This window comes from Streptomyces sp. NBC_01241 (genome assembly GCF_041435435.1).
In the GTDB taxonomy this organism is placed as follows: domain Bacteria; phylum Actinomycetota; class Actinomycetes; order Streptomycetales; family Streptomycetaceae; genus Streptomyces.
This window is the reverse complement of record NZ_CP108494.1, coordinates 5,542,323-5,567,448: the sequence shown is the minus strand read 5'-3', so window position 1 is coordinate 5,567,448 and position 25,126 is coordinate 5,542,323. Positions and strand designations below refer to the sequence as shown.

At 70.1% G+C, this 25,126-nt stretch carries 24 protein-coding genes and 1 pseudogene; 12 read left to right on the top strand and 13 right to left on the bottom strand.

The annotated features are described in order from the left end of the window. Nucleotides 1–49 precede the first annotated feature (49 nt). From OG306_RS25090 to OG306_RS25080, 3 genes are all read left to right on the top strand, one after another. Nucleotides 50–1,252 carry a glycoside hydrolase family 1 protein gene (locus OG306_RS25090; protein WP_266748320.1) on the top strand — a complete coding sequence of 401 codons (1,203 nt, stop codon included), beginning with the start codon at nt 50–52 and terminating at the stop codon, nt 1,250–1,252. A 275-nt stretch (nt 1,253–1,527) separates the two neighbouring features. Continuing rightward, nucleotides 1,528–3,009 (top strand): glucoamylase family protein, encoded by a 1,482-nt coding sequence (locus OG306_RS25085; protein WP_266748319.1) that lies wholly within the window; start codon nt 1,528–1,530, stop codon nt 3,007–3,009. Nucleotides 3,010–3,273: 264 nt separating this feature from the next. After that, the gene (locus OG306_RS25080; RefSeq protein ID WP_266752410.1) at nt 3,274–5,400 is read left to right on the top strand and encodes a TPM domain-containing protein; all 2,127 of its coding nucleotides are present in this window, start codon (nt 3,274–3,276) and stop codon (nt 5,398–5,400) included. Nucleotides 5,401–5,421: 21 nt separating this feature from the next. On the opposite strand, the gene OG306_RS25075 is transcribed toward OG306_RS25080, so the two are convergent. Next, entirely contained in the window at nt 5,422–5,595 is a 174-nt protein-coding gene (locus OG306_RS25075; protein ID WP_266748318.1) for a hypothetical protein, read from the bottom strand. 25 nt (nt 5,596–5,620) lie between these two features. Between OG306_RS25075 and OG306_RS25070 the strand changes: the two genes are divergently transcribed. Continuing rightward, nucleotides 5,621–6,334, top strand: coding sequence for a PspA/IM30 family protein (locus tag OG306_RS25070; RefSeq protein ID WP_266748317.1), 714 nt, complete (start codon nt 5,621–5,623; stop codon nt 6,332–6,334). A gap of 33 nt (nt 6,335–6,367) precedes the next feature. On the opposite strand, the gene OG306_RS25065 is transcribed toward OG306_RS25070, so the two are convergent. The 5 genes from OG306_RS25065 to OG306_RS25045 form a co-directional block, all read right to left on the bottom strand. Then, nucleotides 6,368–8,947, bottom strand: coding sequence for a SpoIIE family protein phosphatase (locus tag OG306_RS25065; protein WP_266752408.1), 2,580 nt, complete (start codon nt 8,945–8,947; stop codon nt 6,368–6,370). Between the two features lie 205 nt (nt 8,948–9,152). Further along, nucleotides 9,153–9,581 carry an ATP-binding protein gene (locus OG306_RS25060; protein WP_266748316.1) on the bottom strand — a complete coding sequence of 143 codons (429 nt, stop codon included), beginning with the start codon at nt 9,579–9,581 and terminating at the stop codon, nt 9,153–9,155. A gap of 278 nt (nt 9,582–9,859) precedes the next feature. Continuing rightward, nucleotides 9,860–10,261, bottom strand: coding sequence for an NUDIX hydrolase (locus OG306_RS25055; RefSeq protein ID WP_266748315.1), 402 nt, complete (start codon nt 10,259–10,261; stop codon nt 9,860–9,862). 187 nt (nt 10,262–10,448) lie between these two features. Next, nucleotides 10,449–10,631, bottom strand: coding sequence for an SPOR domain-containing protein (locus OG306_RS25050; protein ID WP_266748314.1), 183 nt, complete (start codon nt 10,629–10,631; stop codon nt 10,449–10,451). A 298-nt stretch (nt 10,632–10,929) separates the two neighbouring features. Next, a complete protein-coding gene (locus OG306_RS25045) occupies nt 10,930–11,682 on the bottom strand; it encodes a GntR family transcriptional regulator (RefSeq protein WP_266748313.1) in 753 nt (250 codons plus the stop codon). 107 nt (nt 11,683–11,789) lie between these two features. Between OG306_RS25045 and OG306_RS25040 the strand changes: the two genes are divergently transcribed. Together OG306_RS25040 and OG306_RS25035 are read left to right on the top strand one after the other, a co-directional pair. Then, on the top strand, nt 11,790–12,152 hold the full coding sequence (locus tag OG306_RS25040) for a hypothetical protein (RefSeq protein ID WP_323183929.1): 363 nt from the start codon (nt 11,790–11,792) through the stop codon (nt 12,150–12,152). After that, nucleotides 12,149–14,782 (top strand): discoidin domain-containing protein, encoded by a 2,634-nt coding sequence (locus OG306_RS25035; RefSeq protein WP_266748312.1) that lies wholly within the window; start codon nt 12,149–12,151, stop codon nt 14,780–14,782. Before OG306_RS25040 ends, OG306_RS25035 begins: the two co-directional genes overlap by 4 nt. A 63-nt stretch (nt 14,783–14,845) precedes the next feature. Here OG306_RS25035 and OG306_RS25030 read toward each other — a convergent pair whose 3' ends face one another. From OG306_RS25030 to OG306_RS25020, 3 genes are all read right to left on the bottom strand, one after another. Beyond that, nucleotides 14,846–15,340: a levansucrase gene (locus OG306_RS25030; protein ID WP_266748311.1), complete on the bottom strand. Its 495-nt coding sequence runs from the start codon at nt 15,338–15,340 to the stop codon at nt 14,846–14,848. Nucleotides 15,341–15,412: 72 nt separating this feature from the next. Then, nucleotides 15,413–16,648, bottom strand: a complete 1,236-nt coding sequence (locus tag OG306_RS25025; protein WP_266748310.1) for an IPT/TIG domain-containing protein — start codon at nt 16,646–16,648, stop codon at nt 15,413–15,415. 319 nt (nt 16,649–16,967) lie between these two features. After that, a complete protein-coding gene (locus tag OG306_RS25020; protein ID WP_266748309.1) occupies nt 16,968–17,714 on the bottom strand; it encodes an IPT/TIG domain-containing protein in 747 nt (248 codons plus the stop codon). Nucleotides 17,715–18,685: 971 nt separating this feature from the next. Here OG306_RS25020 and OG306_RS25015 point away from each other — a divergent pair. Continuing rightward, the gene (locus tag OG306_RS25015; RefSeq protein WP_371665626.1) at nt 18,686–19,420 is read left to right on the top strand and encodes a carbonic anhydrase; all 735 of its coding nucleotides are present in this window, start codon (nt 18,686–18,688) and stop codon (nt 19,418–19,420) included. On the opposite strand, the gene OG306_RS25010 is transcribed toward OG306_RS25015, so the two are convergent. Both OG306_RS25010 and OG306_RS25005 read right to left on the bottom strand, forming a co-directional pair. Then, entirely contained in the window at nt 19,372–20,172 is an 801-nt protein-coding gene (locus OG306_RS25010) for an RNA-guided endonuclease TnpB family protein (RefSeq protein ID WP_371666270.1), read from the bottom strand. The genes OG306_RS25015 and OG306_RS25010 overlap by 49 nt on opposite strands. After that, nucleotides 20,120–20,419 (bottom strand): annotated as a pseudogene (locus tag OG306_RS25005) (IS607 family transposase); the annotation flags it as partial. The gene OG306_RS25010 and the pseudogene OG306_RS25005, both read right to left, overlap by 53 nt. A gap of 383 nt (nt 20,420–20,802) precedes the next feature. Here OG306_RS25005 and OG306_RS25000 point away from each other — a divergent pair. Together OG306_RS25000 and OG306_RS24995 are read left to right on the top strand one after the other, a co-directional pair. After that, complete coding sequence (locus OG306_RS25000; protein ID WP_073946283.1) at nt 20,803–21,054, top strand: hypothetical protein; 252 nt, start codon at nt 20,803–20,805, stop codon at nt 21,052–21,054. Further along, nucleotides 21,054–21,446 carry a DNA-binding protein gene (locus OG306_RS24995; protein ID WP_266748306.1) on the top strand — a complete coding sequence of 131 codons (393 nt, stop codon included), beginning with the start codon at nt 21,054–21,056 and terminating at the stop codon, nt 21,444–21,446. Before OG306_RS25000 ends, OG306_RS24995 begins: the two co-directional genes overlap by 1 nt. A 130-nt stretch (nt 21,447–21,576) precedes the next feature. Here OG306_RS24995 and ychF read toward each other — a convergent pair whose 3' ends face one another. Next, entirely contained in the window at nt 21,577–22,665 is a 1,089-nt protein-coding gene (gene ychF, locus OG306_RS24990) for a redox-regulated ATPase YchF (protein ID WP_266748305.1), read from the bottom strand. 42 nt (nt 22,666–22,707) lie between these two features. On the opposite strand from ychF, the gene OG306_RS24985 reads away from it, so the two are divergent. Then, nucleotides 22,708–22,980, top strand: a complete 273-nt coding sequence (locus OG306_RS24985) for a recombinase family protein (RefSeq protein WP_327349391.1) — start codon at nt 22,708–22,710, stop codon at nt 22,978–22,980. Between the two features lie 344 nt (nt 22,981–23,324). Here OG306_RS24985 and OG306_RS24980 read toward each other — a convergent pair whose 3' ends face one another. Continuing rightward, nucleotides 23,325–23,453, bottom strand: coding sequence for a hypothetical protein (locus OG306_RS24980; RefSeq protein WP_266748303.1), 129 nt, complete (start codon nt 23,451–23,453; stop codon nt 23,325–23,327). Nucleotides 23,454–23,999: 546 nt separating this feature from the next. Here OG306_RS24980 and OG306_RS24975 point away from each other — a divergent pair. Then, on the top strand, nt 24,000–24,125 hold the full coding sequence (locus OG306_RS24975; protein ID WP_266748302.1) for a hypothetical protein: 126 nt from the start codon (nt 24,000–24,002) through the stop codon (nt 24,123–24,125). Between the two features lie 33 nt (nt 24,126–24,158). After that, nucleotides 24,159–24,749: a transposase gene (locus tag OG306_RS24970; RefSeq protein ID WP_323183928.1), complete on the top strand. Its 591-nt coding sequence runs from the start codon at nt 24,159–24,161 to the stop codon at nt 24,747–24,749. Nucleotides 24,750–25,126 lie beyond the last annotated feature (377 nt).

Sequence of the window (25,126 nt, the reverse complement as noted above, 5' to 3'; positions counted from 1 at the left end):
CCGCACTCCGCCGGCCACACCCCTTCACGCACCAGAAAGACAGTTTGCGATGACTCACGCCCAGCTCCCGTTCCCCGAAGGCTTCCTGTGGGGTGCCTCCACGGCCGCCCACCAGATCGAGGGCAACAACACCAACAGCGACTGGTGGGTCAAGGAGCACGCCGCAGGCACCCACATCCAGGAGCCGAGCCTGGATGCCTGCGACAGCTACCACCGCTGGCACGAGGACATGGACACGTTGGCCGGTCTCGGCTTCACGGACTACCGGTTCTCCATCGAGTGGGCGCGCATCGAGCCGGCCGAGGGCCGCTTCTCCCGCGCCGAGCTCGCCCACTACCGCCGCATGGTCGAGGGCGCCATCGAGCGCGGCCTGCGCCCCATGATCACGCTGCACCACTTCACCGTGCCGCAGTGGTTCGAGGCGCGCGGCGGCTGGACCGCCGACGGCGCGGCCGAGCTCTTCGCGCGCTACGTCGCCGCCTGCGCACCGGTGATCGCCGAGGGCGTCGGCCACGTCTGCACGATCAACGAGCCGAACATGATCGCGGTCATGGCCGGCCAGGCCAAGCGCGGCGACAACAGCTTCCCGCCCGCCGGTCTGCCGACCCCCGACGACGAGACGACCGAGGCCGTCATCGCCGCGCACCACGCGGCCGTCAAGGAGGTCCGGGCGATCAACCCGGCCATCCAGGTCGGCTGGACCATCGCCAACCAGGTCTACCAGGCCCTGCCCGGCGCCGAGGAGGTCACCGCGGCCTACCGTCACCCCCGCGAGGACGTCTTCATCGAGGCCGCCCGCGGCGACGACTGGATCGGCGTGCAGTCCTACACCCGGACCAAGATCGGCCCCGAGGGCCCGATTCCGACGGCCGACGGCGTCGAGCGCACCCTCACGCAGTGGGAGTACTACCCCTGCGCGGTCGGCTACGCGCTGCGCCACACCGCCGAGGTCCTCGGCAACGACGTGCCGCTGATCGTGACCGAGAACGGCATCGCGACCGACGACGACAGCCGCCGCGTCGACTACTACACCGGCGCGCTGAACGAGGTCGCGTCCGCGCTCCAGGACGGCCTGAACATCCAGGGCTACCTGGCCTGGAGCGCGCTCGACAACTACGAGTGGGGCTCCTACAAGCCGACCTTCGGCCTGATCGGCTGGGACCCGGAGACCTTCGAGCGCCTGCCCAAGCCGTCCGCCGTCTGGCTGGGCGAGATGGGCCGCACGCGCGCGCTGCCGCGCATCGCCGACTGACGTCGGTCCCCAGACCGGGAGCGACCTGACCGCTCCCGCCCGTACGGGAACCGGCGATACCTGACGGACGCCGGTTCCCGTACAGCCGGGCCCTGTCCGGCCCGATCCGCCGGACAGGCCCATCGCCCGCGTGGGCGCCACACGTATCCAGCCCCGCAAGTGTGCGGCGCCCACGCGGGTGCCGCACGCGACACGGCGCCCCGCCCTTCAGTTACGACCGACGAACGAAATCCGCCCACCGCCCACAGTCGGTGGCTCTTCTTCGAGGGATTCTGATGGACCGTCGCACATTTCTCACCGCCGCGGGAACAGGGGCTGCCGCCCTGTCCCTCGGAGCCGTGGCCGTGCCTTCCGCAGGCGCCGCACAGCTCACGCAGCCCGCGCAAGGCGCGGGCACACCACTGCTCATGCGCTGGTTCCGCGATACGTACCGCTCGATCGAGGCGATGACGACCGACTTCGGCCTCGCCACCGACAAGATCGACGTCAGCGGCTCCGGCACCCCCGTCCAGTCGCGCCAGACCTCGCCCACCAACATCGGCTGCGGCCTCTGGTCGACGGTCGCCGCGGCCGGGCTCGGCGTGATCAGTGACGCCACGATGAAACGCAGGCTGGAGCACACCGTCCGGGCCGTCGAGAAGCTGGAGCGCCATCACGGCTTCTGGCTCAACTGGTACGACGCGCACGACGGTTCGGTCCTGACCCAGTGGCCCGGCACCGGCGACCCGGTGCGCCCGTTCCTCTCCTCCGTCGACAACGCCTGGCTGGTCACCGGCCTGCGCATTGCCGCCGACGCCGCACCGGCGCTCCGCCCCCGCATCGCCCGCATCCTGGCCACCGCCGACTGGTCCTACTACTACACGCCGTACGACCCGGCCGACCCCGTCGCCGGCCCCGGCCAGCTGCGCGGCGGATCCTGGACCGACACCGAGGAGTTCACCGGCCATCACTACGGTGCGCTCAACACCGAGCCGCGTATGGCCAGTTACCTCGGCATCGCGGACGGCTCGCTGCCCTCCGACCACTACTGGCACATGCTGCGCACGATGCTCCCCGAGCACGGGCAGGAGCAGCACCCCGGGGGCAGCTACGTCGTCATGGACGGTGTACGGGTCTGGCAGGGGCACTACACGCACCGCGGCCGGAAGATCGTGCCCACCTGGGGCGGTTCGATGTTCGAGGCCCTGATGGTGCCGCTGTTCGTGCCGGAGCCGGAGTGGTCGCCGCGGTCCTGGGGCCTCACGCACCAGCGCTACGTCCGCAGCCAGATCGAACACGGTATGGAGGAAGCGGAGTACGGGTACTGGGGCTTCTCCCCCTCCAACATTCCCGAGGGCGGGTACCAGGAGTACGGCGTCGACGCGATCGGCATGCAGGTCGACGGATACGCCTCCAACACCGACCGGACGTACACCGAGGACGGCGCTCCGCTGCCGCCCGCCTCGGCATTCACCAACGGTGTCGTCACCCCGCACGCCTCCTTCCTCGCGCTGCCCTACGCGCCGGACGAGGCGGTCGCCAACCTGCGCGCGCTCGACCGCGACTTCGGCGCCTATCACGACGGATACGGGTTCCGGGACTCCGTCAACGTCGGCACCGGCCGGGTCAGTGACTACATGCTCGCCCTCGACCAGGGCATGATCGCCGCCGCACTGGCCCAGGCGATCCGCCCCGGTCTGCTGCAACGGCCGTTCCGGACCGGCGGATTCCAGTCGAAGGTGCGTCCGTTGCTCGCCAAGGAGCGCTTCTCCATCTGACCGGCCGCGCGGCGGTGTACCAGAGGGGCCGGGTCGGTTCCAGCCCTTCCGGTACGCCGCCCGGTCGCCCTCCCGCGCCGCGAAGTCGGCGTAGAGACGCGGCACGCTCCAGGCGCAGCCCGTCCGGCCCCTCGGTGGCGAGCTTGTCGCCGGGCCGGGCCTGCACCCGGATGCCGGCATGGTGCGGCGTTCGGCGTCGAACAGCCACCGCGCCCGGTCGCCGGGTCGCGGGTCACCCAGGGTGGACATAGCCTCACAAACGTGATGCCGCTCGTGAGCCGTACCCGGATACCGATACCGGGCCGGGCCCTCCTCACCGTGCTGATGACGGTGTGCTGGCTGGCCCTGCCCGCCGCGCTGACCGCTCGCGCCGACGATCCCGTCACCCTGTCCCGGGACGGGCAGATCACCGACCGGGTCGGTGCGCTCGGCGAGCGCAAGGACCAGGTCTCGGCAGCACTCGACCGGCTGTACGACGAACGCCGCATCCAGCTCTTCGTCGTGTACGTACGGGACTTCTCCGGCCGGTCCGCGCAGAGCTGGGCCGATGCGACGGCCGACCGGAACGGCCTCGGCCGCGACGACGTCCTGCTCGCCGTCGCCACCCACGTCCGGCAGTACGCGTACACCGTCGAACAGGGCTCACGCCTCACCGACGCCCAGCTCCGGGACGTGGCGAGCACGGCCGTCGAGCCCGCACTCAGGAGACACGACTGGGCCGGCGCGGCGATCGGCGCCGCGAACGGGTACTCCGCCGTACTGGCCGGCAAGGCCGTGCCCACGCCGACGCTCACACCCGGCGCCTCCGATCCCGGAACCGGGAATTCCGGCGGGACGAGTGCCTGGGATCTGATTCTTCCGGTGGTCGTCGTCGGCGGGGCGGCAGTGGTCGCCGGCTACGCGTACACCCGGCGCAGGAAGCGGGCCACGACCCGCACCACGCCCGCCGCGACCGGCTGGGGACCGGGTTCCGCCGGACCGGGCGGGCCACGGCAGCCGACTTCGTTGCCGGAGCTCGATGCCCGGGCGAAGGAGACGCTGGTGGAGACCGATGACGCGGTCCGCACCAGCGAGGAGGAACTGGGCTTCGCCACCGCCCAGTTCGGGGAGGAGGCCGCGGCCCCGTTCACCGAGGCCGTCGGCTACGCGAAGGGCGAGCTGACCGCCGCGTTCCGGTTGCGCCAGCAGCTGGACGACGCCATTCCCGAGGACGACGCGACGCGACGCCGGATGCTGGACGAGATCATCAGCCGCTGCACGGACGCCGGCTCCCGCCTCGACGCCGTGTCCGAGGACTTCGACCGGCTGCGCGCCCTGGAACGCAACGCCCCGCAGGCCCTGGCCACGGCCGAGACCGCCTTCCGTACGCTCGCCGGCCGCGTCTCCACCGCCGAGGCCGCCCTGACCGCGATGCGTGGCCGGTACGCGGAGTCGGCCGCCGCGCCCGTCGCCGGAGCCGTCGAACAGGCCAAGGACCGGCTCGTCTTCGCCACCTCCGCCCTCAACCGGGCCCGGCAGTCGGTGGACAGCGGCGACAACGCCGCGGCTGCGGTGTTCGTACGGGCCGCCGAGGGCGCCGTCGACCAGGCGACGACCCTCGTCGACGCCGTGGACCGCCGCAGCGGCGAACTCGCTGAGGCGGCGGGCCGGTTGCCCGCCGCCCTCACCGGGATGGAGACCGACCTGGCCGATGCGGGCGGGCTGCTCGAAGGCACCGGTGCGGGGGTGCCGACGGCGGACCTGCGGGGCCGGATCGCCCGCGCGCAGTCGGTGCTCGCAGATGTGAAGGGGGAGCTGCGGGCCGGCCCGTACGACCCCATCGACGCGCTGCGCAGGGTGGAGGAGGCGGACACGGCGCTCGACGCGGCGCTGGCCGGCGCCCGCGAGCAGGAACAGGGCGATCGCCGGGCCCGTTCCCTCCTCGACCAGGCGACACTCACCGCGCGTTCGGCGATCGCCGCCGCCGCCGACTACGTCGCCACCCACCGCGGGGCGGTGGGCAGCCAGGCCCGGACCCGCCTCGCGGAGGCCCAGCGGCGGCTGGACCGTTCCCGTGCACTGGCCGGGAGCGGTGATCCGCAGGGCGCGCTGGCCGAGGCGCAGCAGGCGGACGCCCTGGCCGGGCAGGCGCGCAGCCTGGCCGAACAGGACGTGCGGTCGTACGGGGGCCGGGGCGGGCCGGGCGATGTGCGGGGCGGCGGAGGAGGCGGTGGGGTCGGCGGCGCGGTGCTCGGCGGCATCATCCTCGGCGGGCTCCTGGGCGGCGGGGGTGGCCGCGGTGGCGGGGGGTACGGAGGAGGGTTCGGCGGGAACTTCGGCGGGGGCGGCGGGCCCGGCAGCTTCGGCGGCGGGGGCACGCGTGGCCGGCGGGGCGGCGGCGGCCGCTTCTGAACGGTCGGCACGGCCCGCGGCTCAGCGCATCACGCGTACGTATTCATTCGCCCACTTCAGCCACTTCACCCGCTTCAGCCACTTCACCCACTTCAGCCACTTCACCCGCTTCAGCCACTTCACCCACTTCAGCCACTTCACCCACTTCACCCACTTCAGCGACTTCACCCGCTTCACCCGCTTCAGCGACTTCACCCACTTCACTCACAGGAGAGGCGCCATGACCAAGCAGACCATCCTCGGCCGCGTCACCCAGCTGGCGAAGGCCAACATCAACGCGTTGCTGGATCAGGCGGAGGATCCGCAGAAGTTGCTGGACCAGCTGATCCGCGACTACACGGCCAACATCTCGGAGGCCGAGCAGGCGGTCGCCGCGACCATCGGCAATCTGCGGCTGATGGAACAGGACCACCGCGAGGATGTCGAGGCGGCGCGGGAGTGGGGCGGCAAGGCGCTCGCCGCCAGCCGCAAGGCCGACGAACTGCGGGCGGCCGGAGCGGGCGCGGAGGCGGACAAGTTCGACCATCTGGCCAAGGTGGCGCTCGGGCGTCAACTCCAGTCGGAGAAGGAGGCGAAGACCGCGGAGCCGACCATCGCCTCGCAGACGGCGGTGGTGGACAAGCTCAAGTCCGGCCTGGATCAGATGAAGACCAAGCTGACGGAGCTGAAGTCCAAGCGCGACGAGCTCGTCGCCCGCGCCAAGTCCGCCCAGGCGCAGAACCTGATGATGGATTCCGTCAAGAACATCGACGTACTCGACCCGACCAGTGAGCTCAGCCGGTTCGAGGACAAGGTGCGGCGTGAGGAGGCGCGGGCGCTGGGCAAGCAGGAACTCGCCGCGTCATCCCTGGACGCCCAGTTCGAGCAGCTGGACGCCCTGGGCGACAGCGCCGAGGTCGAGGCCCGGTTCGCCGCCCTGAAAACAGCGTCATGACGGCGCTCCCGCCGGCCTCCTGAACCCTCCCTGTCAGAACATGCTCAGCAGCTGCTCGACCGTGGGCTCGGCAGCCGGCTCCCCGTCGGGCAGCGCCAGTTCGAACCAGACGGTCTTGCCGCGCGGTGTGCGCCTGGACCCCCAGGCCACGCTCAGCAGACCGACCAGCTGGAGCCCGCGCCCGCCCTCGTCGGTGTCGCGCGCCCGCCGTCGCCGCGGCTGGACGAGGCCCGCGTCCCACACCTCGCAGACGAGCGTACGGTCGCGCAGCAGCCTGAGCCGGATCTCGCCCTCCCCGTACCGCAGGGCGTTGGTGACCAGTTCGCTGACCAGCAGTTCGGTGGTGTCCACCAGCTCGTCGAGGTCCCAGGCCAGCAGTTGGCCACGGGCCAGTTCGCGGGCACGGCCGACGGAGCGGGGTTCGCGGGGCAGCCGCCAGTCCCCGACGGCGTCCACCGGCAGCCCCCGGATGCGGGCCATGAGCAGCGCGATGTCGTCCTCGCCGTGCCGGGTGTCGAGGGTGGTCAGCACGTGGTCGCAGACGTCTTCGAGCGGCCGGTCCGGTTCGACGAGCGCGCCGCGCAGGGCGTGCAGTCCCTCGTCGAGCGGATGATCGCGGGACTCGACGAGGCCGTCGGTGTAGAGGGTGAGCAGGGCGCCCTCCTTCAGTTCGACCTCGACCTCCTCGAAGGGTTCGCCGCCGACGCCGAGCGGCATCCCGGGCGGGACGTCGAGCAGCATGGCCGGTTCGCCGGGCTCGACGACGGCCGGGGGGAGATGACCGGCGTTGGCGAAGGTGCACCGCCGGGTGACCGGGTCGTAGACCGCGTACACGCAAGTCGCCAGGTACACCTCGGAGAGGTCCGCCTCGCGGGACCTGTGGGCGGCCCGCGAGGGCCACTGGGCGCCGCCCCCCGAGCCGCCGGAAGAAGATGAGGTGCCGCCGCCGGGCGTGCCGAGCCCGCGGGCGACCTCGTCGAGCGCGGAGAGCACCTCGGCGGGTTCCAGGTCCAGCAGGGCCAGGGTCCGTACGGCAGTGCGCAGTTCGCCCATGGCCACGGCGGCGCGCAGTCCGCGGCCCATGACGTCGCCGACGACGAGGGCGGTGCGGTGGCCGGGGAGTTCGATCACGTCGAACCAGTCGCCGCCGACCTCGGTGGCCGTGTTGCCGGGGAGGTAGCGGCAGGCGATGTCGAGGCCCGCGGCGACGGGGTCGCCGGGTGGCAGGAGGCTGCGCTGGAGGATCAGGGCGCGTTCGTGTTCGCGCCGGTAGAGGCGGGCGTTGTCGATGCAGACCGCGGCGCGGGCGGCGAGTTCGGTGGCCAGGGCACGATCCCGCTCGCCGAAGGGTTCGCTGCCCTTCGTGCGGACGAACTGGACGAGGCCGACCACCGCGTCGTGGGCCACCATCGGTACGGCGAGCGTGGACTGGACGAAGCCCCGGTCGTCGCTGGGCACATCCTCGACATGGCCGGTGCGCAGGGCGGTGGCACAGGGCGAGTCGTACGGGAAGCGGTGTACGGCGCCGAGCGCGGGCCGGCCGGAGCATGTGCCGGCTGCTGCGGTGTCCGTGGCAGTCGCGGTGCCGGTGGTGGGAAGACCGTCCGACACGGCGCTGGCGAGGGCGACGCGGCGCAGTTCGGCGGAGCCGCCGAAGGACTCCTGCCGGAGCGAGTCCCAGCGGCCGGGCGGCGCGTCGTCGCCGGTGAGCAGCCCCTGGTAGAGGTCGACGGAGGCAAGGTCACAGAAGCCGGGGACGGCGACGTCGAGGAGTTCGCGGGCCGTGGTCTCCAGGTCGAGGGAGTTGCCGATGCGGGCACTGGCCTCGTTGAGCAGCGCGAGGTTGCGGCGGGCGCTGGCGGCCTCGCGGGCGGCGATGTGCCGTCGGGTCACATCGGTGGCCAGTCCGGCGATACCGATGGGCCGGCCCGATCCGCTGTGCACGCGGTAGAGGTTCATCGACCAGTTGCGGTTCTCGGTGTCACCAGGCGCGGTGCCGACGAGCTGGAGGTCGGTGACGGAGGAGCCGGTCTCCAGGACGCGCTTCAGCGTGGCGGTGAGCCGGTCCGCCTCGGGGCGGGGGAGATAGTCGTCGACCGTACGGCCGCGGTGGTCGGTGGCCCGGCCACCGAAGACGGTAGCGAAGCGCTCGTTGGCGCGGATGACCGTGAGATCCATACCGAACAGCACGAAACCGAAGGGAGATTGACCGAATATCGCCTGTGACGCGGCAAGGTCCGTCTCGATGTGGCGCAGTGCTCGGACGTCCACGACGATGCAGAGCGCGGCCCGTTCCCCGCTGCCGGTCTCGCTCGGCATCACATAGATCTCGGCGAGCCCGTGCACCGGGTCGTCGCCCGGTATCCGGAAGGGGACGAGGCCCGTCCACTCCTTGCCGTCGAGGATCTCGCCGATCCGGCGGTGGCCGTCCGTGCGCAGGTCGGCAGGCATGAACGCCTCGACCGGATCCATTCCCACCGCTTTGTCCGCGGCAATGCCGAAGAGGCCGGCGGCCCGGCGGCTCCACTGCTCGATCTGGCCATCGGGGCCGATCGAGAAGGAGGCGACCCTGATGTAGTCGTAGATCGAGCCAGGCGGGCTGCTCTGCCACACAATGTCGCCCGCTGTCCCAGGTATTTCGCTCACGCGACCGTCCCCTCCAGCTCACACACCGGACCGGTCCTGCCCGCAGTATTCAGCACTATGGTCCCAACCGACACGGCGTTCACGATCACAGCACGGTCTCAGTCCCTTTCGGCCAAGTTCTGCCCGGCCTCCGGACCGGCCTCTGGTGATCGCTGCACGTCCCACCCCACTCCTAACCAGGCAGGGACAGCTCGAACCACACCGTCTTGCCGCTCTTTCCCCGCCGGGTCCCCCAGCGGCGCGCGGAACAGGCCACCAGCTGCAGTCCTCGGCCCCCCTCGTCATCGGGTCCGGCACTGCGTTCGGTGGGCGGATCCGGAAGCGGATCGGAGACCTCCACGAGCAGTCCCGGGTGGGCGGAAGGGGCGTCACCGTTGAGGTGAGGGCGTTGCAGCCGCACGCCGATGGGGCCCGTCGTGTACTGCAGGGAATTGGTGACCAACTCACTGACCAGCAGAACCGTCATGTCCCTGACGGCGTCGTCGAGCCCCCAGCCGCGCAACGCCTCATGAACGGCATGCCGCGCGGAACGCACCGCGCCCGGCACAGCCGGAAAGGTCCACTCGGCGCAATCGCCTTCGGTGTCGATCACGCCGACCACTTCCCAAGACCAGCAACGGAGAGCGTCCTGTTTTACGGGGGTTAATCAGCACATACCCGATATTCAGGGCAACCTACCACCGCGATCGACACGTGGGGCGTACGGGTGTACGAGTGCGCACACGAACAGATGTACGCAGACAGAGGGGCGCACGAGGCCACCACTGCGCGCCGCAGCCATCCACACGGGCAACGCTCGGCACCGGAGGGGCGCGCCGTGAGCGAGGCACCTCCGGACGGACACGCCTCCGGCGAGGCACAACGGCGGCCGGGCCCGGCTCAGTTCAGCTCGCCCGCCGCCTTGAGGTCGTCGAAGAGCAGCTGGTCGACCGGTGGAACGAGCGGACGGTCCGCGTACGAGAACCAGGCCATCTCCTCGATCTCGCTGCTCACCGCCAGCGTCCCCTCGTAGTCCGCGGTGTAGCAACTCATACGCACCACGGCGCCGCTCGGCAGATCGGGCGCCCCGGCCTCGTACGTACCGAGGTGTACCGCGGTGTGCGGCGCGAGGAGCACCGTCAGCTCCTCCTTGATCTCGCGGAGCAGGGTTTCGAGATCGCTTTCCGCGCCCTCCCGCTTGCCACCGGGGATGTAGAAGACATCCTTCCCCCGTGGCCGCGCGCAGAGAATCCTGCCGCCTTCCACACGCACCCACGCCACCGTGTCGATCAGGACCGACATCACTCCGCCTCCGCCATCCGGAACCCACGTCAGGCAGGACCTTAGCCGGACGGACACTGCCCACCCGGGCCACCTCGGCCCTCCAGGCCGCCGACCGCCCCGGCCGACCGCCCCTCGCCCCTGAGCCGGGGCGCGACTCCCCCGCGCGACTCCCCCGCTCGACTTCCGGTGGACGCGGCCCGGCGCCCTACGGCCGGGCGCTCTGCCCGATGCGCTCCACCCAGTAGAGCTGCTTGTGACCACGGGTATCGAGCTTGTCGGCGATCTTCTGGGCCTCGCCCTGCGTGGCATATCTGCCGACGCGATAGCGATTGCCGTTGTCGTCCTCCCTTATCACCAGCCAAGGGAGCTCGGCACCGCTGTCGGTCATCGCGCCATTCCCGAACATTGCGCCCCTCCGTCGAACGGCATGTAGGTCTCTAAGGATCCCCAGGAAACCGCAGTACGCATATGCCCGAGCCTACGCCTGACCTTCACTCAACGAATACGTAATTACACAAAGAGATACCGATCCGGCCACGGAAAAGGGGGCGCACCCGGCTGGATGCGCCCCCTTAAGGAGCGGGACATGACAAGCTAGGACGGTCGGCGACAGCCCATCGGACAAGGGGCCCGGCAGGGGGCCCGCCCGTCGGCACGGGCGCCGGACGACGCCCTGCGCCTGTCGCTCACCGGACCGGAAGGTGATAGGCGATCCGGAAGCGATCGGCGGGCACCACCACGTCCGCCGTCTCGACCGCGCGGCCCGACGCGTAATACGTCCTCTCGATCACCATCACCACATGGCCCGGAACACCGCCGAGCGCCAGGAGCTCCTCCGCCAGCCCCGGCCGCGCGCCGACCTGCTCGGCCACGTTGTCCACGACGACATCGATCGCGGCCATCCGCTCGACCACCCCGCAGCCGCCCAACGGGCCCTCCTCCGGCAGCATCACCGGCGTGCGCCCCGTCACGGCAAGCGGCTCCCAGGAGGTGGAGAGCATCATCGGCTCACCGGCCTCCCGGAAGGTGTATCGCGTACGCATCACCCGGTCGCCCGGTTCGATGCCGAGGCGCTCGGCGATCTCGCCGCTCGCACCCTCCTGCTCGCTGCGGGACTCCCACGTTCCGCACACCCCCTCCGCCGTCTGCTCCTGACGAAACGGACTGGCCCCGGCTCCGGACCGATAGCCGGAGCGGGCGATCCGGCGCGGGACGGGGCGCTCGCGCACATACGTACCGGATCCGGAGCGCCCCTCGACCAGCCCCTCGGCCATCAGCACCTTGCGTGCCTCCAGCGCGACGGTGTCCGAGACTCCGTATTCCTCGCGGATACGCGCCTGCGAGGGCAGGCGCGTATGCGGCGGCAGCGAACCGTTGGCGATCTTCTCTCTCAGATCGCTTGCAACACGCAGATAGGCGGGCTGCTCACCGAAAGTCACAGGCCACTCCCAACAGGTTGACAGTCTGCAACAGCCTGACGACCGTCGGTTGCGCACCGCAAGCACGGGCCAGAGTTTCACCCGAAGTGATGATTCATCACGGCCTCATGCATGACCCGCCGCCGGGCCCCGGAGAGAACCGGGCCGCCGAGCCGTCCTCGGAACCGCGACCAGAACCGGCACGCTCCTGCTCGGCTCGGCTCGGCTCGGCACCGGCCACCGCCGCACTCCACGCCCAGGGGCTGATCGACCGACGCCCGGCGCTGATCGCCGTACAGGCCGAGGCCGTGTCCCCGCTCGCCGCGGCCTTCCGCGCGGACGCGAACGATCTGCCGGCCGCCCCGGGCGGCGCGCCCGCCCCCACCGTCGCCCTCGCCGAGGGCATCACCACCCCCCCGCCCACCGTTCACCCGCCCGCCGCGCGCCGTGCGCCACCGCTCGGCGCGCGCGTCCATACCTTCGTACGGTGAGCCCCTCGCGCGTCTGTCTCCTCACGTCCCTCGCGTCCCTGACGTCCCTGGTCGCGGGCGCCCTGATCGCGCCGCTGCCGCCCCTCTCCTACGCGGCCGCTCCCCGCCCGCCCGCCTCCACGACCTGTGGGCGGGACACCGACCCCGCCTGGGCGCCGGCCTCCACCCGGTTCGACGAGGCCGACGGTTACGACCCCTATGCCGGCAACGGCTATCTGGCCCACCGAGTGCCCGCCACAGGCGCCGGATACGCCGCGTCGGACAGGAAGACGGGCTGGCCGCTGTTCACCCCGCGCTACGACGGCGCCTTCGTCTCCGGCCTGTTCGGGCGCGACAAGAACCTCGCCGAAGGGCGCGAGGTGATCGCCGCGCTGCCGAGCTGGACGACCCTCGACGTACGCGTCGGCAACGAGACCTACGGCTCCGGCACTCCCCCGGGCCGGATCTCGCACTACCGCCGAACCGTGTTCCTGCGCTGCGGTCTGGTGCGTACGTCGCTGCGCTGGACCACGGCCGACGGACGAGCGACCGACCTGACGTACGAGGTGCTCGCGGACCGGTCCGACGCGCACACCGGCGCCGTACGGCTGCGTATGACACCGCACTGGAGCGGCACCGCGACCGTCACCGGACGCCTCGACCCGCGGGGCGCACGCCGGATCACGCTGAACGCCGACGGAACGTTCCGCACGCAGGGCACCGGGACGGCGGGCGCGATCGTCCAGACGCTGCGCACCGGCGGATCGGAGCCGCAGGTACCCGGCGCGAACCAGATCCGCAGCACGCCCCAGGTGCGCGCCGGGCGCACGTACACCTTCGAGAAGTACGTGGGCGTGGACACCGCGCTCACCTCGTACGCCCCGCGCACCACCGCCCGCGAGGCGTCGCGGCGCGCGGCCGGCCGCGGCTGGTCGGCCGTCCTCGCCGCGAACGCCGCCGCCTGGCGGCGGGTCTGGGCGGCCGACATCTCCGTCCCGGACAGTCCCGACCTGCAGAAGTGGCTGAGGTCGGCGCAGTACGGCCTGCTGGCGTCCACCCGTACCGGTTCCCGCGACAGCATCGCTCCGACCGGTCTGACCAGCGACAATTACGCGGGCTTGGTTTTCTGGGACGCCGAGATCTGGATGTACCCGGGGCTGCTCGCCACCCGCCCCGAGCTGGCCCGTTCGGTCGTCGAGTACCGCTACCGCACGCGCGGAGCCGCCCGCGCCAACGCCCGGAAACTGGGGTTCAAGGGCTTGTTCTACCCGTGGACGAGCGCGAGCAAGGGCGATCTGTGGTCCGAGTGCCAGAGCTGGGATCCCCCGCACTGCCTCACCCAGGTCCACCTCCAGGGCGATGTCTCGCTCGCCGTCTGGCAGTACTACCTGGCGACCGGGGACCGCGGCTGGCTGGCCGGGCACGGGTGGCCGCTGCTCCGGGGGATCGCCGACTTCTGGGTCTCGCGGGCGACCGCCGACGCGGACGGCAGCTACTCGGTGAAGGACGTCGCGGGCCCCGACGAATACAGCAACGGCGTCACCGACGGGGTCTTCACCAACGCGGTGGCGGCCACCGCGCTGCGCAACGCCACCCGCGCGGCGCGATTGCTCGGGCATACCGCGCCGGCCGAGTGGACGCGGGTCGCGGACGGTCTGCGCATCCCGTACGACCCGAAGCGGAAACTGTTCCTCCAGTACGCGGGCTACAACGGCTCGACCATCAAGCAGGCCGACACGGTGCTGCTGATCTACCCGCTCGAATGGCCGATGGAGCCGGGCGCCCGGGCGGCCACGCTCGACTACTACGCCGAACGCACCGATCCGGACGGCCCGGCGATGACGGACTCGGTCCACGCGATCGCCGCGGCCGCGATCGGCGAGGCCGGCTGCGCGACGTACACCTATCTCCAGCGCGCCGTACGCCCGTTCATGCGCGGCCCGTACGCCCTCTTCAGCGAGGCCCGGGGCGCAAAGTCGGGCGCACAGGACCCGTTGTCGGGGAGTCCCGCGGAGGACTTCCTCACCGGGAAGGGCGGATTCCTCCAGGTCTTCACGCACGGGCTGACGGGCCTTCGGCTGCGGGAGGACGGGGTGCGCCTCGATCCGCTGCTGCCGCCGCAGCTGGGCAGGGGCGTCACGCTGACGGGGCTGCGCTACCGGGGTCGTACGTACGACATCGCGATCGGCCCCCTGACGACGACGGTCCGGTTGACCTCCGGCGCCCCCTTCACCGTCCACACCCCCACCGGCCCCCGCCTCCTCACCAGCACACTCGCCCTCGCCACCCGCCGCCCCGACCTCGCCCGGACGACGAACGCGGCCCGCTGCCGCCCGGCGACGGCGAGCTCCGAGACCCCCGGCCTGTACGCCGCCGCCGCGGTGGACGGCAGCCCGGCCACGGCCTGGTCCCCGGACGGCGCGACGGGCAGCCTGACCGTGGACCTGGGCCGCACGGCCCCGGTGACCTCGATCGCACCGGAATGGACGGACGCACGCGTCGTCTCGTACCGCGTGGAGACATCGGTGAACGGCAAGGACTGGCAGCCGTACAGGCCGGGTTCGGCGGCCCGCCGGGTACGCCTGACGGTCGATTCGGGAGATCCGGAGAAGCCGGTGGGCGTACGGGAGTTGAGGGTCGGGCAGCCGTAGCCGGCGCGTGCGCGCCTCCCGGACGCCGTGTCACGGCAGGCGTCGCACGTGTCCGTGCCCCGCCTACGGCTGGAAGTAGCGGGCACCCTTTTCGATCAGGTGCGAGGCGTAGACCCGCCCCAGGGCCGGCTTCCCCCGGTACATGCCCACGTAGCCCTGCGCGCTGTCGACGACGACCGGCCGCGCGAAGCAGGCGAACTGATTGTGCTGTTTCTCCTCCGCCCACGCCATCGCGGCCGGATCGATCCGGTCGCTGACCAGAACGGGGAAGGAAGCGACACCGGTCTGCATCCCGACGGGCAGACCGCCCTTGTTCTTCTTGGCGTACGCGAGCACCTGCGTGGTGAACGTGCCGATGACCGGCACGGTGACCTCGGGTACGGCGGCGGCCACGGTGAACAGATGCAGGTTGGTGGCCGCCCACCGCATCCGGAAGTCGGCCCGCCGCCCGACGAGCACAGGGACTCCGGCCCAGTCCTCCCAGCGCGGGACACAGCCGTCGGCCGCCAGTCGGCTCTCGACGGAGGCCAGGTAGTTCCGTATCGAGTCTTCGCCCATGGCCGCGATTGTCCATGGGCCGGGCGCTCTCCGGGTACCCGCCGAACCGGTTCGCCGGGCCGACCGGACCACTCAGATACCGGGTGAGCCAACTCGGGTGTAAGAAACACCGAGACTGGTGCCACCAGGGGTGACGACCCTGACGGTGACCGCGCCCACCCCGCCGGGCGGCGCCGTGGTCGTCAACTGGGTGTCGGAGACCACGGTGAAGCCGGCGGGCACGCTCCCGAACAGCACACCGGTCGTATACGTCAGTCCGGAGCCGGTGACAGTCACCGTGTTCCCGCCTGCCGACGCCCCCTGGTTGGGTACCAGACCGCTGACTACCGGGGCACTCAGATACAGGTAGGCCACGCTGTTGCTCGTGCCACCGGGCGTGGTGACGGTGACCGGGACGGTGCCGCTGACACCGGGCGGCACCGTCGCCCGGATCTCCGTGACCGAGAGAATGGTGAAGGTGGTGGCCGCCGTCGAGCCGAAGAGAACCGCCGTGGCCTGGAGGAGATTGGCCCCGGTCAGCGTCACGGCGTTGCCACCGCCCACCTGACCGGACCCGGCGACGACACTGGTGAGAACCGGTGCGCCGAGGTAGTAGTAGGCGACGGCTTGACTGCTGGTGCCCCCCGGCGTGGTGACCGTGACGGCAACCGGGCCCGCGCCGCCGGTGGGAACAACCGCACTCAGCTGAGTCGCCGAGACGAAGGTGAACGAGGTCGCCACGTTCACACCGAAGCGGACGGACGTCGTTCCGGTGAAGCCGGTCCCGGACAAGGTGATGGTGTTCCCACCCGCGAGCGGCCCCTGGGCCGGAGTCACACTGCCCAGAACCGGAGCGGCGACATACGTATAGGGGATCCCGGCACTGGTGCCGCCCGGAGTGGTGATCGTGACGTTGACGGTGCCGGTGGGCGCGGCGGGGGCGACCGCGGTGGCCTGCGTCGCGGAGACGGCAATGAACGCGGCGGCCACGGTACCGAAACGAACCGAGGTGGCGCCGGTGAAGCCGGTTCCGGTCAATGTGACCGTGTTCCCGCCCTCGACCGACCCCTGGTTGGGGGCGACGGAACTGATCGCGGGCGTCGCGATCGTGTAGGTGAAGCCAATGCCGTTGCTGGTTCCATCGGGCGTGGTCACCATGATCTGGACGGTGCCCGCACCGGCCGGGGCGACCGCGGTGATCCCGGTCGCGGACACCACGGTGAACGAAGCGGAGGGAGTACCGCCGAAGGTGACCGCGGTCGCCCCGGTGAAGCCGGTTCCGGTCAGTGTGACGACCGTTCCGGCGGCTCCCGAGAAAGGGCTGCTCACGGTGATTACGGGGGCCGCCGCGGCCGTCGATTCGCGGGGCATTGAGCTGTCGGAGCTCTCCACAGCCGTTCTCCTGTCGGGTGATGTGATCTGCGGGGTGTGATCGGGGCGTTGTGCACGGGGTGCGAAGATCGGAATGTGGTGATCGGGGCGCCGCCCGGACCTCCTGGCCGGGCGGCGGTGAGCGAGTGATGCCGAGTGGATTGCCCGCCCGGCCGGGCGCGGAATGTCCCGGACCGGGGCGGACGTCATGTACCGGAGGCGGTATCGGCGCCGGGCGCTGTTCCGCGTCGGCTGTCGGTGCCGCAGCCGTGGCGGATCAGATGCCGGGGCCTGTCACGTACGTGAAGGCGCCGACGTCCGTGGCTGTGCCCGCAGGGTTGGAGAGACCGACGTCGACCGCACCGACGGCGCCGGGCGGCGTGACGGCGGACACCGTCGTGGCGTTGATGACCGAGAACGGTGCCGGCACCGAGTCGAACGTGACCTGGCTCGTCGAGGTCAGGTTGGTGCCCGTGATGGTCACCGCCGTGCCGCCGGACGTCGGTCCGGAGGCCGGAGTGACGGTGGCGATGGTCGGGATGTCGATGTACGTGTACGACAGACCGTTGTTGGTGCCTCCGGCGGTCGTCACGCTGACCCCGACCGCCCCGGCTGCCGCACCCGCGGGCACGACAACGCTGATCTGACTGTCCGACAGCACTGTCGGCGTCGCGGAATTGGCGCCGAAGGACACCGCCGTGGCGGTGGACAGGCCAGTGCCGCTGATGGTGATGGTGTTGCCACCCGCGGTGGGGCCCGAGCTCACGCTCAGACCGGACTTGAACGGGGCGCCGACGTAGAAGAACGGGATCGGATTGCTGGTTCCGCCCGAGGTGGTCACCGTCACGCCGACCTCGCCGGAGCCGGACGGCGAGACAGCGGTGACCTGGGTGGGCGAGACGTTGGTGACGCCGGTGGCCGGCTTGGTGCCGAAGAGCACCGCACTGGTGCCCGTGAGGTTGGTGCCCGTGATGGTGACGGCGGTACCGCCACCGGTGGAGCCCTGGCTTGGACTGATTGGCATGATCGTCCTCCGTGTGCTTGAACGGGACTCCCACATAAGGGAGTTGACTTCGAGCCGGTTCCGGATCAGGACCCATGGCCATGACGTGGACCACTGGGCCGCTGTCCGGCCCCGGCCGACCTCGCTCATCTCCTGCTCGACCGGTCCCGGGGGTACGCCGCTGGGCGAACCCGGGGAATCGCCCGAAAGGTGCCTGCTGGGACAACCTCCAGCGGCCGTCGCCGCACAGGATGCATGGGGCCGTGGTGAGCCATGTCGCGGGCCGACGACCGCGCTCATGGCCTCGATGGCGAGGTACTCGGTGTGCGCGGACGGCTCGCGCACCGCTCACTTGCAGAGGCCGGGGGCTGCCTCACCAGCCCCTGCCGCTGTTCGGCAGGGGTGACTGGTCGGATCCAAGTCCTCTACAGGGGCGCCCATCGCGGCGGCCGTCCGGAGCAAACGATGCCGAGGTCCGTCATGCGTGGACGGTCGGCGAACAGAACGGTTCCGCGCTCCCCCGGAGAGGGATGGGCGGCCCACCGGTTCGGTTACTCAAGTGACCCATACAAATCGAATATGACACAAGCATCCTGACTGCCGGCCACCTGAAAGGCGGAGCGCACGAGGGCGGATCGACCAGCACGCCGGGGGAACCCGAATCCGCCGCCCCTCCCACCACGCGCCCCTCAAGAACCAGCCCGCACTTGACCGGTTTCCCGCAACGATCACACCCGGCGCGGCGCCGGCAGACCCGGTGCGGAAGCAGGGAGGGGGCCTCTCCTGACAGAGACGCCCCCGGAGACCCGCGTGATCGCCCGGTCAGTGCTGCGCTGCCGCTCGAGCCGCCTCCCGAGCCGGCTCTGTGGGCCGTCGGTGGCAAAGCGGCCCGCCCTCGCTTGCGCCTGTGACCGGGCTCCCGCACCGCGCTGAACAATCGCCTTGGCCAAGACGTACGGACACATCTCAGCGGACTGAGGGGAACCACCGAAATGGACAGAGCGGGACGTCCGGATCGCAGAACTCTGCTCGCCGGCGGACTCGTGGTCGCCTCGGCCGTACTGGCGGGGTGCTCATCGACGAGCGCCACCCCGATGGCGACCAGCACTTCGCCGGAAGCACGGCCGGCCACGCCCGCCGAGGCGCTCGCGAGGCTGATGGACGGCAACAAGCGCTGGGTGAGCGGAGACCTTCGACATCCCGACCGGGATCCGAACCGGCGCGAGTTCGTAGCCCAGAAACAGGAACCTTTCGGAGCGGTCCTCTCGTGCATCGACTCCCGGGTCCCCCCGGAGCTCCTCTTCGACACCGGACTGGGTGACCTCTACGTGATGCGCACGGGCGGGGAGGCGGTCGGTCCGGTGGTCACCGGGTCCGTGGAGTACGGGCCCATGACGAGCGGCACTCCGCTCGTCGTGGTCCTCGGGCATCAACGCTGCGGCGCCGTCGAGGCAGCGTACAAGTCCATCCGTGACGGCAAGCCGCTGCCCGGCAACCTGGAGGCGATCACCAAGGCCCTGCGGCCGGCGTACGAGCAGGCCGTCCGCGAAGGCGGTGCCGACCCGGTCGAGACCATGGCCCGCGCCCAGGTCGAGCTGACCGCAGCCGCCCTGCGCTCCAACCAGGACCTGGCCCCACTCGTAGGAAAGGGCGCCCTTGCCGTGGTCGGCGCCTACTACTACCTCGACACCGGCAAGGTGGAAGTCCTGGCCGGCGCACCTTCCTGACCCGCCGCACGATGCGCACACCCCCTCGACCACACCTGAGCCGCCGACCGCACCACCCGAGAACAACCCGACACGGGGGCGCAGGACGCACGGAGGGCGCGTGCCGGTACCGATGGCCCTTGAGGTGCGGGTGTTGATGCAGTGGGGTGTCGGTGGAGGGTGTCCTCGCGGAGGTTCGCAACCCGGTGGTGCACCTTGTTCCGCGCCCGGTTCGCCTTCTCCCAACGCTTCGATGCCTGCCGACCGGTGCGCCGGTCGGGGCCCTGACGGCGCGAGACGACACGACTGGCGCGGCGCAGCTGCTTCTGCGCGCGGTCGAGGTGGCGTGGGTTGGGTTCCGTAGCCAGGACACCGTCGCTGTCCGCGAGAACGGCGAGGGTCTTGATGCCAAGGTCGACACCGACCGACGCATCCGGACGGGCGACCTTCGCCGGCTGACGCTTCTCCTCGACCTGTAACGACACGAACCAGCGGCCCTGGTCCAGACGCACCGTCGCGGACAGGATCCGCATGTTTCCCGCGTCGGCAAGGGCGCGCAGGTCGGCCCGGTGTTCGTGGAGGCGGATGGTGCCGATCCTGGGCAGGGTGATGTTCCTGCCGTCAGGTTCGATATGGATCGTTCCGGTGGTGAACCGGCAGGTCAGGGAAGCATTCCGCTTCGACTTGAAGCGGGGGATGCCCATCCTCGGGCCCTTGCGCCTACCGCTCTTCGACTTCGCGTAGTTGTCGAACGCCGCCGACGCGCCTGCCAGGCCGGTGTTGTACGCCTCTTTGGAGTTCTCCTCCCACCAGTCGGCGAAACGTCTCGGTGATATCCCGTACGAGATCGTCGGCCGTCTCCGCCGGGTCAACGACGAGCAGGCACCGCCCCGAGGCCGAGAGGGCGGCCTCCAGGTGCTCGACGCCGAACCGGGCGAGGCGGTCACGGTGCTCGACCACGATCGCCCCCACACCCGGGTCGGCGAGCAGCCGGTGCAGCTTGCGACGGCGCCCTGAAAGAAATGGGAACTGTTGTTCACCCCCTGAGCCAGGTCCGAACATCCCGGCCCCGGATCTGTCACGGCACCGACGAAGGGACTGGCTTTTGACACCGCCCCTTCTGATCTGAATGTCAGGTCGGAAGGGGCGGTGTCTCATCCGCTCAGACGTTGAAGCGGAATGCTTGAGCCCCGATCCTGACCTGCGGCGAAGCCCCGCCCAGGCCGTGGACCTGGGATTTCACCGTTTGGGTGCGTTGGCCCCCGACGAGCGTTTACGACCGTCCTGCGGACTGTCTGCGGACCGGGCAGCCTCCCGCAAGGCGGAGGGTGGAGCGCCGCCTCCCCTGCGCTGCCATGACTATGCGCACCCACAGAGTTACGACCGTCGATAGGATCAGCACCATGAGCAGTAGCAGAAAGTACTCCATCAGCCTGCCCGAGGACCTTGCCGAGGCCGTACGCGCCCATGTCGGGCCCGGTGGCTTCTCCGCCTACGTCGCCGAAGCCCTGGAACAGCGGGTCGCCATGGACAAGCTTCGGGAGATCGTCGCCGACTTCGAGACCGACAATGACGAGCTCACCCGCGAGGAGGTCGAGGCCGCCCGCGCGCTGCTGCGCCACGACCACCGACAGGTCGGCGGTGCCGCCGCCTGATGCCCGGCACCCTGCTGCTCGACAGCGAAGGACTCTCCAAGCTCTACCGCAAGGACCGCACCGTCGTAGCGCTGGTCCAGGCGGCATCAGAGGAAGGCATCCGCGTGGCCACCAGCGCCATGACCACTCTTGAGGCCGATTACGAGCGGATCCACCCGGCCCGCATCAAGTGGGTCCTCTCCCGCGTCGACGTTCACGACGTCACCAGAGAGGTCACCGACGAAGCCGCCGCCCTCCTTCGCGCCCATCATCTCCACGGCCACAAGTACGCCATCGACGCCGCCTTCGCCGTCATCGCCCGGAACGCGCCCCAGCCGGTCACCGTCCTCACTTCCGACCCCGAGGACCTGACACTCCTGTCCGGCCCTTCCGTAGAGGTCGTCAAGGTCTGAAGCGCCGACCACAGCCACGCCAACCAGGTCGGCCGTCAGCCACAGCCCTTCACGGACGAGGACTCCCCGCGGACAGGCACCTGCGCCCGACCCGCCAACAAGCGGGCCGGGCGCCGCCCTTGATGGAACGTCAGACGTTGAAGCGGAACTCCACCACGTCGCCGTCCTGCATCACGTAGTCCTTGCCCTCCATGCGGGCCTTGCCCTTGGCGCGGGCCTCGGCGACCGAGCCTGTTTCGACCAGGTCCTCGAAGGAGACGATCTCCGCCTTGATGAAGCCCTTCTGGAAGTCGGTGTGGATGACACCGGCCGCCTCGGGGGCCGTGGCGCCCTTCTTGATCGTCCAGGCTCGGGCTTCCTTCGGACCTGCGGTGAGGTAGGTCTGCAGGCCCAGGGTGTCGAAGCCGACGCGGCCGAGGGTGGCGAGGCCGGGCTCTTCCTGGCCCATGGACTGGAGGAGTTCGAGGGCCTCGTCGTCGTCGAGCTCGATCAGCTCGGACTCGATCTTGGCGTTGAGGAAGATCGCCTCGGCGGGGGCGACCAGGGAACGCTGCTCGTTCTTGAAGTCCTCGTCGACCAGCTCGTCCTCGTCGACGTTGAAGACGTAGAGGAAGGGCTTGGTGGTGAGGAGGTGCAGCTCGTGGAGGAGCTTGCCCTTCTCCGTGCCCGCGGTGATCCCTGCGGAGAAGAGGGTCTGGCCGGATTCGAGGATCTTCTGGGCCTCCTCGACCGCGGCGAGGACCGCGATCTTCTCCTTCTGGAGGCGGGACTCCTTCGTGAGGCGCGGGACGGCCTTCTCGACGGACTGGAGGTCGGCGAGGATCAGCTCAGTGTTGATCGTCTCGATGTCGTCCTTGGGCGAGACCTTGCCGTCGACGTGGACGACGTTCTCGTCCTTGAAGGCGCGGATGACCTGGCAGATCGCGTCGGACTCGCGGATGTTCGCGAGGAACTTGTTACCCAGGCCCTCACCCTCCGAAGCGCCTCGCACGATGCCGGCGATGTCGACGAAGTCGACCGTCGCGGGGAGCAGGCGCTGCGAGCCGAAGATCTCCGCCAGCTTGTTCAGGCGGGCGTCCGGGACGCCGACGACGCCCACGTTCGGCTCGATCGTGGCGAACGGGTAGTTGGCCGCCAGCACGTCGTTCTTGGTCAGGGCGTTGAACAGGGTCGACTTGCCGACATTCGGCAGGCCAACGATTCCGATGCTAGTACTCATGACACAAACGTCCGCTCAAGATCAAGAAGGGTGGGGTCGGCCGTGACTCCAGACACGCTCACCGGCTCCTCGTTTCCACAGCAGCCCAAGCGCGCCATCATCTACGTGCGCGTATCACGGTACAGGGACAAGGACGAGAAGATCTCCCCCGAACTCCAGATCGATGCGTGCAACACGCTGGCGGAGCGCGAGGGCATGGTCGTCATCGACGTCCTGCAGGACCTCAACCTGAGTGGCAAGTACTTCGCGAAACGCCAGGTAGAGCAGATCACCCAACGGATCAAACGGGGCGAAGCGGACGTCATCCTGGTGTGACGTTGGTCACGTTTCGGGCGCGGCGCGACCTTGAGTTCGTACAACACCAAGCGCCTGGAGCAGGCCGGCGGAGTGATCCGGGCGGCGAAGGAGGATATCGACACCTCCAGCGGCGGCGGTCGGCTCGGCCGGAACACGCACTTGATCGTCGCCGGGTACGAGGTTGACCGCAGTCGTGAATCCTGGATGGAGACCCACGACCACCGACGCAACCGCGGCGTCACTCACGACGGCCGGCTCCGATTCGGTTACGGAAAGTGCCGAAGCCCGCTGGAAGGGGATCCTGACTCCCGTTGCGAGAAATGCCGCGTGGGAGCTCTCCACGTCGAGGAGTCGGAAGCCGCCTACGTACGGGAAATGTTCGAGCGCTTGTCGGCCGGAGAGCCGATGAACCGCATCGTGGACCGGCTCCACGGGTCGTCGGTGGCGGTGACGGTGGCGGTGGCGGTACGAAGTTTCGGAATCGGCGGCATGCAGGAACTCCCGGCGGCAGGACGTGAACCGCGTCGCGGAACTGGCGACGGCCTGGCCAGGATCCGAAGACCCGAGGATTTCACCAGACCGGGGCACTGTGGTAGAGGCGCACCCCTGGATGGTGTCGACAAGCACTGCTCCTGGATGCCGAAGGGCGGTTGCTCCACCAGGCGCCTGGTGGAGCAACCGCCCTTTCCCGTGACTCGGGATCGCTCTCGATCTACGTCGCGTCTGATGCTCACTCTTCAGCCATGGTCTGCGGAGCCGAGCTGATCCCCGTGCCGGTGCAGACGGGGCCGTACATCAAGGCGCTGCTGACGTCGATCCACGGCCGTCGGCATCGATGACATGGACCGGTTGCGGCACGGCGCGATGGACCGCCTGTTCACCGGCGTGCACGCACCCTCCACCCTCGGGCCGTTCCTGCGAGCGTTCACCCACGATCAAGGGCCTGGACGCGCTGCTGGCCATGCTCTCCACTCCGCTCGCGGCCCCGGTGATCGCCGCGCCCCGTCTACGTAAGGTGCCGCCGTGCCGCCAGCTCGGTGCGCGGGGCCGCGTCCTTCGTCGCGGAGGCGTTGCGCACCGCACGGGCCTGCGGCGCGGGCGGGCTGCTGGTGCTGCGGGCGGACTCCGCGTTCTACGCGAGCGAGATGATCGCCGTCTGCTGACCCCTGGGCGCCCGCTTCTCCGTCACCGCTCGGATGAACGCCTCCGTCAAGAGGGCGATCGCCACCATCGACGAGGACGCCTGGCCCGCGATCCGCTACCCGAAGGCGGTATGGGACGACGAGGACCAGTGCTGGATCTCGGACGTGGAGATCTCCGAGGTCCCCGACCACACCGCGTTCACGTCCAAGCCGAAGAAGAAGCAGGTCACCGCCCGTCTGCTCGTGCGCCGCGTCAAGCGACCCAACCTCGATGCCCAAGTCCATGAACAGAGCGACCTGTTCACCACCTACCGCTATCACTGCGCGTTCACCGACTCCCCGCTCACGCTGGTCGACGCCGAGAAGGACCACCGCCGGCACGCCATCGTGGAGCAGTTGATCGCGGACGTGAAGGGCGGTCCGCTGGCCCGCCTGCCTTCCGGCGACTTCCAGGCCAACGCCGCCTGGCTCGCCATCGCAGCGATCACTCACAACCTGATGCGCGCCCTGGGCGCCCTGGCCTCCACCTTCCACACCAGAGCGACCACCACGGCCCTGCGCGGCCAACTCATCAACGTCCCGGCCCGGATCGCACGCGGAGCCCGTCGCCTGACACTCCATCGGCCCCGGAACTGGCCCTGGTAGAGGGCCTGGCAGCAGATGTTCGCCGTCCTGCACGCACCACCACGTGCCTGACTCCCCATCCGCCCCGCCCGCGAGGGCCCGAGACCTAATAGCTGTCCACGGTGACGGGTGACCCCTACTCAAGACCTGGAGCCGGACTCCTCTCCACAGGCAGAGGGCCCCGTCACCGTGCACCTGCCGAAGCGCGTCGAACATCTCCACGATGACGTCATGATCGTGACCTGAGCCGTCCGTACGGCCACCTCTCCCTCACCACGCGAGCCGCCGAGCTCCTTCCAGAGACCGGGGACCGTGCGGGGAGCTGGGGCTGCGAACTGCTCATCGGATGTCGGGCCATCGAGCCCTCCTATTAGGTCGCGGCGCGCCCTGCGCAGGCT